Origin of the sequence: Halomonas rhizosphaerae (assembly GCF_030012485.1) — a bacterium.
Lineage (GTDB): Bacteria > Pseudomonadota > Gammaproteobacteria > Pseudomonadales > Halomonadaceae > Halomonas > Halomonas rhizosphaerae.
In genome coordinates this window covers 13,047-24,504 of the sequence record NZ_JASCQQ010000026.1, presented here as the reverse complement: position 1 = coordinate 24,504, position 11,458 = coordinate 13,047, and the positions used below count along the sequence as shown (strand labels likewise).

At 64.8% G+C, this 11,458-nt stretch carries 11 protein-coding genes; 3 read left to right on the top strand and 8 right to left on the bottom strand.

The genetic code is table 11. From position 1 onward, the window contains the following. Positions 1-6 precede the first annotated feature (6 nt). The 3 genes from QLQ86_RS10570 to QLQ86_RS10560 form a co-directional block, all read right to left on the bottom strand. Positions 7-1,464 carry an NCS1 family nucleobase:cation symporter-1 gene (locus QLQ86_RS10570; RefSeq protein WP_282816902.1) on the bottom strand — a complete coding sequence of 486 codons (1,458 nt, stop codon included), beginning with the start codon at positions 1,462-1,464 and terminating at the stop codon, positions 7-9. A 66-nt stretch (positions 1,465-1,530) separates the two neighbouring features. Continuing rightward, on the bottom strand, positions 1,531-2,913 hold the full coding sequence (locus QLQ86_RS10565) for an NCS1 family transporter (RefSeq protein ID WP_282736787.1): 1,383 nt from the start codon (positions 2,911-2,913) through the stop codon (positions 1,531-1,533). A gap of 143 nt (positions 2,914-3,056) precedes the next feature. Then, the gene (locus QLQ86_RS10560) at positions 3,057-3,803 is read right to left on the bottom strand and encodes an aspartate/glutamate racemase family protein (RefSeq protein ID WP_282736786.1); all 747 of its coding nucleotides are present in this window, start codon (positions 3,801-3,803) and stop codon (positions 3,057-3,059) included. Between the two features lie 404 nt (positions 3,804-4,207). On the opposite strand from QLQ86_RS10560, the gene puuE reads away from it, so the two are divergent. The 3 genes from puuE (at position 4,208) to QLQ86_RS10545 (ending at position 6,778) form a co-directional block, all read left to right on the top strand. Then, positions 4,208-5,146: an allantoinase PuuE gene (gene puuE, locus QLQ86_RS10555; RefSeq protein ID WP_282816901.1), complete on the top strand. Its 939-nt coding sequence runs from the start codon at positions 4,208-4,210 to the stop codon at positions 5,144-5,146. 300 nt (positions 5,147-5,446) lie between these two features. After that, complete coding sequence (locus QLQ86_RS10550; protein WP_282816900.1) at positions 5,447-6,280, top strand: bifunctional allantoicase/(S)-ureidoglycine aminohydrolase; 834 nt, start codon at positions 5,447-5,449, stop codon at positions 6,278-6,280. A gap of 9 nt (positions 6,281-6,289) precedes the next feature. Further along, on the top strand, positions 6,290-6,778 hold the full coding sequence (locus QLQ86_RS10545; protein WP_282816899.1) for an ureidoglycolate lyase: 489 nt from the start codon (positions 6,290-6,292) through the stop codon (positions 6,776-6,778). A gap of 79 nt (positions 6,779-6,857) precedes the next feature. On the opposite strand, the gene QLQ86_RS10540 is transcribed toward QLQ86_RS10545, so the two are convergent. From QLQ86_RS10540 to QLQ86_RS10520, 5 genes are all read right to left on the bottom strand, one after another. Further along, positions 6,858-7,544 (bottom strand): GntR family transcriptional regulator, encoded by a 687-nt coding sequence (locus QLQ86_RS10540; protein ID WP_282816898.1) that lies wholly within the window; start codon positions 7,542-7,544, stop codon positions 6,858-6,860. Between the two features lie 64 nt (positions 7,545-7,608). Next, entirely contained in the window at positions 7,609-8,379 is a 771-nt protein-coding gene (locus QLQ86_RS10535) for an aspartate/glutamate racemase family protein (RefSeq protein ID WP_282816897.1), read from the bottom strand. Between the two features lie 41 nt (positions 8,380-8,420). Beyond that, positions 8,421-9,701 (bottom strand): TRAP transporter large permease, encoded by a 1,281-nt coding sequence (locus tag QLQ86_RS10530; protein WP_282816896.1) that lies wholly within the window; start codon positions 9,699-9,701, stop codon positions 8,421-8,423. After that, positions 9,698-10,252, bottom strand: a complete 555-nt coding sequence (locus QLQ86_RS10525; RefSeq protein WP_282816895.1) for a TRAP transporter small permease — start codon at positions 10,250-10,252, stop codon at positions 9,698-9,700. The genes QLQ86_RS10530 and QLQ86_RS10525 overlap by 4 nt, the downstream gene beginning before the upstream one ends. Next, on the bottom strand, positions 10,249-11,247 hold the full coding sequence (locus tag QLQ86_RS10520) for a TRAP transporter substrate-binding protein (RefSeq protein ID WP_282816894.1): 999 nt from the start codon (positions 11,245-11,247) through the stop codon (positions 10,249-10,251). Before QLQ86_RS10520 ends, QLQ86_RS10525 begins: the two co-directional genes overlap by 4 nt. Between the last annotated feature and the right edge of the window lie 211 nt (positions 11,248-11,458).

Sequence of the window (11,458 nt, the reverse complement as noted above, 5' to 3'; positions counted from 1 at the left end):
CGCGTCTCAGGCGCCGCTGGTGACGCTGACCGAGCGCTGGCTCTGCATCAGGCCGAAGTAGAAGAGCCCGCCCAGGGCAGCCCCCATCATCCAGCCGTAGCCGTTGAGGCCGGAGAGCGCCGGCACCAGCACGGTGGAGATCGAGAAGAGCGCGGCGCCGCCGAAGGCCAGCAGTGCGCGCCGGTTCCAGCCCTTGACGTAGTAGTAGGCGCTGCCCGGCGCGGAGGAGAACAGCTCCTGCATGTCTAGGTGCTGGCGCTTCACCAGGTAGTAGTCCACCACGATGATGCCGTAGAAGGGGGCGACGACCGCGCCCAGCGCATTGACGAACCCGGGCACGCCGATCCGGCTGATCAGCGAGACCCAGAGGGCGCCGACGAAGAAGGCCAGCACGGCGGTGATCAGTCCACCCACCTTGAAGCTGATCTTGCTGGGAAAGAGGTTGGCCAGGTCGTAGGCCGGCGGGATGAAGTTGGCGACCAGGTTGATGCCCACGGTGGCGGCGAAGAAGGTCAGCGCCGCGACGATGGTCAGCGGCAGGGAGTCGACCCGTTCGACGATGTCTGCCGGGTTGGTCAGGGCGTCGCCGAACAGCACCAGGGTGCCGGCGGTGATGATCAGGGCGATGAACGAGAAGAAGGCGACGTTGAGCGGCAGCCCCAGCAGGTTGCCGAGCTTCATCTGGCGCTCGGTCTTCACGAAGCGCGTGAAGTCGCCGAAATTGATCACCACCGCGGCGAAGTAGGCGACCATGGTGCCGACGATGGCGAGGAAGGCGCCCACGGCGCTGCCCGAGCGTTCGGTGTCGGCGCTAAAGATGGTGCTCACCGCGGGCAGCAGGTCGCTGCCGGCCTGGAACCACACCACGATCATCAGCACCACCATCACCACATAGACCAGCGGGCCAGCCCAGTTGAGGAAGTGCTTGATGCGCTCGATGCCCTGCCAGAAGATCGCGATCTGGAACAGCCAGACGATCACGAAGGAGACCCAGGCCACGGCCGAGAGGCCCAGGAAGGTGCTGCCGTTGCCGGCACCGACGAGGGCGGTGATCAGCAGGGCCACGGCGGTGGACGCGAAGTAGGTCTGCACGCCGTACCAGAAGATGCCGATGATGGCTCGCAGCATCGCCGGCAGGTTGGCACCGCGCACCCCCATGCTGGCGCGCACCATCACCGGGAAGGGGATGCCGTACTTCACGCTGGGCTTGCCGGTCAGGTTGACCAGATACATCACGATCACCCCGGCCAGGATGATCGCCGCCATCACCGCCCAGCCGTTAAGCCCGTAGGTCAGGAACAGCGAGGCCGCCAGGGTGTAGCCGAACAGGCTCTGGATGTCGTTGGACCAGACGTTGAAGATCTCGAAGGCGCCCCAGTTCCGTTCGCTGGGCTTGAGCGGCGCCAGGTCCTCGTTGTACAGCGTCGGGTCGATCGTCTGGATGTCCAGTTCGCTCTCTTTCATCGGGGTCACCATTGTCATTGTTGCTCGGGCGGCTCGACCGGCTTCGGTCGAGCCGTCGTGACAGACCTACTGGCAGAAGCGTTGGCAGGGGGCCCAGTGCTTCATCAGCAGGTAGTAGGTGAGGCCGGCCGGAATCAGGCTGGCGTACCAGGAGACCGCGGAGAAGCTCAGGGCGGCGGCGATGCCCACCAGGGTGGCGATCAGGGCGGCGTAGTTGACGCCCTGGTAGGGGCCGGTCTCGTCATACAGCTTGCCGAGATCCAGGGTACGGCGGCGAATGATGTAGTAGTCGACCACCAGGATGGCGAAGATCGGACCGAGGAAGGCCGAGTAGGTCTGCACGAAGAGCTGCAGGCCGGCGGCGGACTCGGGCTGCACCAGCTTCCAGGGGAAGGTGGCGAAGGCCAGCAGGCCGACGATCACGGTGGCGATCGGGAACTTCATCTTGAATACGTCCATCAGCACATAGGTCGGCGGTACCACGTTGTTGAGCACGTTGGTGGTGACCTGGGCGAAGGCAATGAACAGCAGGGTGGTCATCAGCAGCGGGGTGTTGTCGACGGCGTTGGCGAATACCTGGATGGGGTCGGCGGTGCCGGTGGCCTCGGAGACCATGTAGCCGATCAGGCCCATGAACAGGGTGCAGGGCAGGATCGACATGGCATAGATGGTGGTCAGGATGCCGGGGCCGGTGCCGTGCTTGTGCTCCCGGGAGTAGTCGCTGACGTTGAGCATCATTGTGCTGTAGATGCCCAGGAACAGCATTGTGGCGCCCCAGAACGGCATGCCCCAGGAGCCTTCCATGGTCAGCAGGCTGGCCGACAGCTCGTCGCCGTAGCGCTGCACCGTGGCATAGAACATGTAGGTCAGTGAGGCGAGGATAAAGGCGCTGCCGATGTTCTCCAGCCACTTGATGCCCTGGAAGCCCATCACCGACAGGCCGATCTGCAGGAACTGGAAGGTGATGAAGTAGAACACCAGGTTATCGAAGCCGAACAGCGTCGCCGAGACCATGTTCAGGGCGCCGGCACCGATCCAGCTCTGGAAGCCGTACCAGACGATGGCCGGCACGGCGCGTACCAGTCCCGGGATGCGGGTCCCGGCGAAGCCGAAGGCGCTGCGCGCCTGGACCATGAAGGGGATGCCGTACTTGTAGCCGGCGGCACCATTGATGGCGAGCGCGATGCCGATCACGAAGCAGCCGATGGCGATGGCTAGGGTCGCCTGGATCAGGTTCAGCGTGCCGACCACGCTGGAGCCCATGGCGAAGGTGCCGATCGAGACACAGCCACCGAACCAGGCCAGGAAGTAGGAGGGCCGGCCCATGATGCGGGTCTGCTGGGGCGCCAGGGATTCCTGGCCGGGGGCCTTGGTGCCCCGGTCGGCGTGTGTGGGAGATGCGGCGATCCCCGGGGCCGCGGCCGTGCTTTCGGGAGTGGGATGGCTCATGGTGATGTCCTCGCAAGTCGTTTCTGTGCTTGTGGTTGTCTTCCGGCAGTGGGCTGCCGTGGAAGGCTTGCGGCGTGGCGTGCGCCCGTGGCGCGATGCGTTGTGGTTGTTCGTTACGGCTATCGATGCACGAAGCGTGCCGTTCAGCGCTCCGACGTCAACTGGGAGAAACCTTCGAAGCGCCCCGTGAAGGGCTTGGGACGCGGGAAGGCCAGGTCGCCATGCTTGCTGGTGCAAAGCCGCAGGCCAACCAGGGCCTCGGCCAGCTTGACGGCGGCGGTCACCCCCTCGACCACCGGCAGGCCGACCTCGCGGCTGATGGTGTCGGTCAGGTCGGCCATGCCGCCGCAGCCCAGCACGATGGCGCCGATGTTGTCCTCGTCGCGGGCTCGCCGGCACTCATCGATGATGCGCACCAGGGCGGCATCGCCGTTCTCCTCCAGGTCGAGCACCGGAATCTCCGCGGCGCGTACCCGCCGGCAGTGATGGGAGAAGCCGTACTGCTCGAGCAGGTGCTCGGCGATGATGCCGGTGCGCCCCAGGGTGGTGACGATGGAAAAGCGGGTGCTGATCAGGGTGGCCATATGGAAGGCGGCCTCGGCGATACCGATCACCGGCGCCCGGGTCAACTCGCGGGCGGCCAGCAGGCCGGGGTCACCGAAACAGGCGATCACGTAGGCATCGGCGCCCTCGCGCTCCCCGGCCAGCACCTCCTCGAGCACGCCGACCGCACTGACGGCCTCGTCGAAGTGGCTCTCGATGGAGACTGGCCCATGGTCCGGATGTCGCGCGGAGACGCGGGTACCGGGGGAGGCGATGCGGCTCGCCGCCTCTCCGATCGTCGCCGTCATCTCGGCGCTGGTATTGGGGTTGATGACGCGGATGTGCATGGCGCGGGTTCTCCTGGAATTTTTCGTGAACAAGATAGTTTGTCTTTGTACACAAAATAGCCCGCGTGGGCACAGGCTGCAAGTCCGGATGTGCGGTGCGCTGATCGGAAATTTAACTCTTGAATATCAAGTAGTTGAGATTGAAGGTAGGCGATCTTCGCAAATGTCGCCGGTCTGGCAGCCCGGTGAGCGGACACGACTGGCAGCAAGTTGCGGACATTTATCGATAATTTGTGTATACAATAATTGTGGCTGGCGTCCTCGGTTGTGCTGATCTTGCCCTGGGCTTGGTCGAGGGGTTGCGGATGACATGGGCACACTCTATGTTTGTATTGTATACACGATGCGCGCCGCCCTCGGCTTCCTTGCCGGGTAAGGGGCCAGAACAACCAGGACGCTTTGCCATGACGCACCTTCGCTCATCCGACTATCCCCGTGACCTGATCGGCTACGGCCGCACCCCGCCCCATGCCAACTGGCCGGGTGGGGCGAGGGTCGCAGTGCAGTTCGTGCTCAACTACGAGGAGGGTGGCGAGAACTGCGTGCTGCACGGCGACGAGGGCTCCGAGCAGTTCCTCTCCGAGATCATCGGTGCCCCCGCCTTCCCCGATCGTCACCTGAGCATGGAGTCGATCTACGAGTACGGTTCGCGGGCCGGCGTATGGCGCATCCTGCGCGAGTTCGAGCGCCGCGGCCTGCCGCTCACCGTGTTCGGCGTGGCCATGGCCCTGGAGCGCCACCCCGAGGTGGCCCATGCCTTCAAGGAGCTGGGTCACGAGGTTGCCTGCCATGGCTACCGCTGGATCCACTACCAGGAGGTGCCGGAAGAGGTCGAGCGTGAGCATTTGAAGAAGGCGATGGCGATCTTCCAGCGCCTCTATGGCGAGAAGCCGCTGGGCTGGTACACCGGTCGCGACAGCCCCAACACCCGCCGGCTGGTGCTCGATGAGGGTGGCTTCCTCTACGACAGCGACTACTACGGCGATGACCTGCCGTTCTGGACCCGCGAGGCGGACAGCCAAGGCATGGAGCACGACCACCTGATCGTCCCCTATACCCTGGACAGCAACGACATGCGCTTCGCCGCGCCCCAGGGCTTCAACACCGCCGACCACTTCTTCACCTACCTGCGCGACGCCTTCGACGTGCTCTACGCGGAGGGCGAGGAGTCACCGAAGATGCTCTCGGTGGGCATGCACTGCCGCCTGCTGGGCCGCCCGGGCCGCTTCCGCGCCCTGCAGCGCTTCCTCGACCATATCGAGGCCCACGACCGGGTTTGGGTGGCGAGGCGGGTGGATATCGCCCGGCACTGGGCGGAGCACCATCCGGCGCCGGGCCGCTAAAAAAATTGCACTCGAGTGGGTTCGCTTCCTGGACGACCGAGGGGCGCCGGGGATAGGCCGAAGAGGAGGTCCTACGCCAGGGGTGAGGAGCATTGCTCCGAACGGGCTGACCATGGATGGTCAGCACCGGCCCTGCAAGCGGAGCAGGATGCGAGAGCGCCGCAGGGCGTCGGTAGCGCCCAGGGAAGGGTTCACAGCGCCTCCTCGACGGTCCGGCGCTCCGGGGCCTGTCGCCCCGGATCAGCCCCGAGGGACTTATCCCCAAAGCGAAGCCAGAGATCCAATGATTCAGGAAATACCATGAACCGACGCACCTACTATGCTCCGCACGGGGGCCATCCGCCCCAGACCCAGCTGCTCTCCGACCGGGCGGTATTCACCGAAGCCTATGCCGTCATTCCCAAGGGGGTATTCGGCGACATCGTCACCAGCAACCTGCCGTTCTGGGAGGGCACCCGACTCTGGGTGCTGGCGCGCCCACTCTCCGGCTTCGCCGAGACCTTCTCCCAGTACATCATGGAGGTCGCCCCCGGCGGCGGCAGCGAGCGCCCCGAGCTCGACCCCGAAGCGGAGGGCGTGCTGTTCGTGGTGGAGGGCGAGATGACCCTGACCCTGGCCGGCGAGCGCCACCACATGGCAGCCGGTGGCTACGCCTTCATCCCGCCGGGTAGCGACTGGCGGGTGAGGAACGAGGCCGACTCTCCGGTGCGCTTCCACTGGGTGCGCAAGGCCTACGAGCGGGTCGAGGGACTCGCGGTGCCTGAGGCCTTCGTGGTCAACGAGAACGATATCGCGCCCAACGAGATGCCGGATACCGAGGGGCGCTGGGCCACCACGCGCTTCGTCGACCCGGCCGACGTGCGCCACGACATGCACGTCAACATCGTCACCTTCCAGCCCGGCGCGGTGATTCCCTTCGACGAGACCCACGTCATGGAACACGGCCTCTATGTGCTGGAGGGCAAGGCGGTCTACCACCTCAACCAGGACTGGGTGGAGGTCGAGGCCGGGGACTTCATGTGGCTGCGCGCCTTCTGCCCCCAGGCCTGCTACGCCGGCGGCCCGGGGCCGTTCCGCTACCTGCTCTACAAGGACGTCAATCGCCACCCGAAGCTGCGCCTGGGTGGTCGCTAGGAGGTCGACATGCTGGAACTGAAAGCCGAACCGCTGACTGCCGAGGCCTTCGCCCTCTTCGGCGACGTCATCGATACTCGTAGGGCGGACTGGTTTCCCATCAACGCCGGGCGCACCCGGCGCTATCACGATCTGGCGAAAGTCGAGACGCTTGGGGAGGGGGCGAGGACGCTGATCAGCATCTTCGTCAGCCAGCCGGTGGAAATACCACTGGAGCTCGACTTCCTCGAGCGTCACCCGCTGGGCAGCCAGGCCTTCATGCCGCTCCATGAAGAAAGGTTTGTGGTGGTCGTCGCACCGCCGGGCGACGAGATCGATCCCGCCGAGGTGCGCGCCTTCGTCACCGACGGCCGCCAGGGGGTCAACTACCATGCCGGCACCTGGCACGCCATCCAGTCGGTGCTGGAGCGGGAAGGGGAATTTCTGGTGATCGATCGCGGTGGGGAGGGGAACAACTGCGACGAGCATCCGGTGGCGGTTCGCGTGACTCTGGACTGAACACCCACCGGGGATATCGAGGGCTCACGAAGCCGGAGGCACCGTGTGCCCTCCATCAGGAAAACGCTTTGCCATGAGGTCAGGGAAGCGGGCGATTGATGGCGGCGATTGCATCACCGGTATGCTGCACATGATCGGCCAGCAGGCGTCGTGCCAGGTCACTATCCCGGGCCTTAAGTGCCTCCAGGATCTCGCGATGCTCCTGGGTGGATTCGCCCCAGCGGCCAAGGCGGTCCAGGGCCAGGTAGCGTGCCCGTTCCAGCCGCCCCAGCAGGCTTCGGTGAGTCTCTGCGAGCACCGGGTTCTTGGCACCGGCCACGATCAGGCCATGAATCCGCTGGTTGAGCTCGAAGTAGGCATTCCGATCCCCTTTCTTCAGGAGCCGCTCCAGGCGCTCCTGCAGCGTCTCCAGTCGCTTGAGTTCGGTATTCGTCATGCGTTGAGCGGCCAGGCTCGCGGCCAGGCTCTCGAGACCGGCTTCCACCTCGAAGAGATGCTCCAACTCCTGGGGGTCGATCAGCGATACCTGAGCGTTGCGGTTGCGCCGCAGCGTCACCAGGCCATCCGCGGCCAGCATCTTCAGGGCTTCGCGCAGCGGTGTGCGGGAAATGCCGAGTTGCTCGCACAGCTCCGGCTCGATCAGCCGCTGACCCGGTGCCAGTCGCCCGTGAACGATAAGGTCGTGCAGTGCCTGGTATGCCTCCTCGGCCAGCGAGGGCGTCGTGATGCGTCGTCGCCCGAGCAGGGCGGCTCCTTCCATCGTCATGTCATCCATTCCTCTTTGCTGAGGAGACGCGGCGATTGTCTCCGAACACTTGGTAAAGACACAATCAGCCGACCGGTGTGACGGACCTGGCAAGGTCTCGACCCACCAGCCGGGCAAGCGCCTCGGGCAGCCCCTTACAGGGCTTTTCGGGAGGCAGGGCGAAGCTTCCGGCGATGGGCGCCGCGGCGCCGAGGTCGACCAGAGCCTGGGCCTGATGCAGGGCGCAGGTAACACCATCCAGGGCCGGCACCGGCAAGCGGCCGGCCACGCTGCGGGCCAGGCCCGCCAGCGGGGCCCCGGCGAGGATCAATACATCGGCGCCATCATCCTGTACGGCGCGTTCCGCCAGGGCAACCAGCCTCTCGCCCTGATCCTCCTGGATCCGGCCGATATGCGCCAGGGGTTCATCCAGAGCACGAATGCTGGCCAGGCGGCTGCTGAACCCGCAGGCCGAGATCGTCTCCCGATACCAGGCCTGGATGCGCTGGGAGATGGCGATGACGGAGAACCGGCTGCCGACCTGACAAGCGCTGACCAGAGCGGCTTCGGTCATCCCCACCACCGGGATCCCCAGGATCTCGCGCAGGGCGGAGAGGCCGGGGTCGCCGAAGGCGGCCATCACCACCGCGTCGTGGTCGGCATGGCACTCGGCGGCGACTTGCATGGCGGCATAGCCGCCGATCTGTGCCTCGGCTCGCGTCTCGATATAGGCCACCCCGAACGGGGCGGTGGCCATGGTCAGCTCGGTACCGGGTCGGATGCTGCGGCGTGCCTCGGACTCGATCAGGCGGGTCACGTCGCCTGAAATATTGGGGTTGATGACCAGGAGTTTCATGGCGTGTTCCTTCAATCGTTATGGTTATGATGTGGGTCGGCTCAGTAGCCCAGGGCGCGAGGCAGCCAGGTAACGAGGCCCGGGAAGGCGATGCAGGCGAAGAGCATGGCGTACTGGAAGGCGATGAAGGGCCAGGCACTCTTCATCAGCTCGTTGAGGCTGATCCGGGAGATGCCGCACATCACGAACAGCAGCACGCCCACCGGGGGCGTCATCATGCCCACCACCAGGTTCATCACGAAGAGGAAGCCGAACAGCAACGGGTCGATCCCGTAGGTCAGGGCGATGGGGGCGAGCAGCGGCACCAGCATGATGTAGGCCGCGTTGGACTCGATGAACATCCCCACTCCGATCAGCAGCACCATCACCAGCAGCAGGAACACCAGCGGATCCTGGGTGAAGTCCTGCAGCCAGCTGGTCAGTTGCATGGGAATCAGGTCGAGGGTGAAGGCGAAGGTCATGGTCGAGGCAAAGGCGATGAGCGCGCCCACCATGGCGGCGGTGATGGCAGCGTTGAACATCGCCCGGGGCAGGTCAGCGATGTGCAACTGACGTGTCACGAAGAAGCCGATGAACAGGGCATAGACCACGGCGATCGCCGCCCCCTCGGTAGGGGTAAAGGCCCCAGCGACGATGCCGCCGACCACCACGATGGGCATCAGCAGGATCGGCAGTGCACGCCATGTCTGAACCAGCACGTGCCTGAGGCCGAGCTCGCCGCCGGCCAGCGGATAGCGGCGCCGCAGTGAGATGAAGGTCGCCAGCCCCATGAAGCCAAGCGCCAGGATGATGCCCGGCACTACGCCTGCCATGAACAGTCCGCCCACCGAGACCGTGGAACCGGCCATCAGGGCATAGACGATCATCGCATTGCTGGGCGGGATGATGGCGCCAAGATTGGCAGCCGAGGCGACCACGGCACTGCTGTAGCCGGTGCCGTACTGCTGGCGCATGGAGGGAACCAGCGAGCTGCCCAGGGCGCTGGCGCTGGCGACGGCGGCCCCGCTCACCGCCGCGAGCACCATGCCGGCGACGATGGCAACGTGGGCCAGCCCGCCATGCACGCGACCAACCAGCGAGTTGGCGAAATCCACCAGGCGCTGCAGGATGCCGGCTGCCACCATCAGCTCGCCCGCCAGCATGAAGAGAGGGATGGCCATCAGCGGGAAGCTGTTGACCGAGTGCATCATGCGTTGAGGCAGCACCGAGAAGTCCATACCGCCTACATAAAGGCCGACCAGTGAGGCGACGCCGAGGGCGAAGGCCAGGGGCATGCGCAACAGCGCGAAGCCCAGGAAGGTGAAGACGATGGCCGGGGTCATGACGGGGTTCCTCCGCGACGTTCCGGGGCGCTGGGCAGTGGCTCCAGGCCTAGGGCCTGAGCCACCAGATGCAGGCAACTGTGTGCCGCACAGACCAGCACGGCGATGTAGAAGAGGGCGGCGGTGACCGGCAGGGTCGGCATCATCTCCTGCCACTTGCTGGCCACCGCACCGATGCTGATCCAGAACAGCGCGCCCATCATGGCGGCGCCGACCCAGGACATCAGCTGGGCGAGCAGGCGCTGAAGGGGCTCCGGGAAATGGGTCACCAGGGCATCGATGCCCACGTGAATACCGACCTTGATGCCGTGGGGGATGGCCAGGAAGATCGCCCACACGAAGAACAACCGCGAGAGTTCGTCGGCGGAGTCGATGGAGCTCGACAGCACGTAGCGGGTGAACACCTGGGCGGACACCAGCAGCGTCATCATGCCCATCGCCACAAGAATGGCGTAGTACGAGCTGCGATCCAGGATCACGAGCCCGTACAGGAAAGAGCGCTTGAAGGGGCTGGAGGCGGTTGCCTCCAGCCGCTGCCCTGCGGGTGTCATGACGCTAGCTCCTCGAGGACCCGGTCGACGATCTCAGCACCGATCTTCTCGCGCAGGTCATCCACCACGCCCTGGCTGGCCTCGCGCAGTTCGGCGCGGGTCTCGTCGCTGATGGGGGTGAACTCCATGCCCCGCTCGATCAGGGTTTCGCGTGCTGCCTGGTCCTCCTCGGCGGCGGTCTGACGCTGCCAGGCCACGGCCTCATCCATCGCTTCGAGAACCGCCTGCTGCTGCTCGTCGCTCAGGTCGTTGAAGGTGCTGCGGTTGGCGACGACCACGATGAAGTCGTAGAAGTGCCCACTGTCGGAGAGGTACTGCTGCACCTCGTCCAGCCGTTTGGTGCTGATGATGCTGTAGGGGTTCTCCTGGCCGTCCAGAACGCCCTGCTGCAGGGCCCCGTAGACCTCGTTGATGTCCATCGACACTGGATTCGCACCGATGGCGCGGAAGGTGTCCAGGTGGGTCTCGTTGGGTTGCAGGCGGATCTTCAGGCCCTCGAAGTCCTCGATGGACTCGATGGGTCGTTCGTCATTGGTGACGTGGCGGAAGCCCAACTCCATATAGCCCAGGGCGGTGAAGCCCTTCTCGGCAAGCTTTTCGTCGAGCATCTGACCCACCTCGCCGTCGATCAGCGCGAAGGCCTCGTCGCGGCTGTCGAAGGCGAAGGGCAGGCTCATGGCCTCCAGTTCGGGCACGGTACGCGACAGGTAGGAGATGCCGATCCAGGTGCCGGCGATGGCGCCGGTGCTGACCTGGTCGACGTTCTCGCCGGCGCCGCCCAACTGCATGTTGGGGAACAACTGGGCCGTCAGGTCATCACCGGTGCGCTCGGCCAGGCTGTCACGAAAGATCTCCATGGCGCGGCTGCTGGAGTGATCGTCGGTGAAGTTACCACCGAAACGCAGGGTCTCGGCATTGGCCACCAGGGGCGACCCGAGGCTGAGGGTCAGCAGTGCCGTGGCGGAGTATTGGGCAATGCGCGTTGTTGTTGTCATGCGGGAGTCCTCTTCTTCCACGAATGGTTTGGCGGTCGTCTGCCAGGGCAGGGCGACTAGGTGAACCTTAGGACAGGTTTTAAAGAAATACAAAATACTGAATACTGTATTTTTTTTAATACATATAATTCAACAAGTTAGTAGATTTTTTATCCTCTAAAAGCGGCATTTTATCAGTTTGGCACTTGCAAAGTTCGGCTCCTGTGCAAGG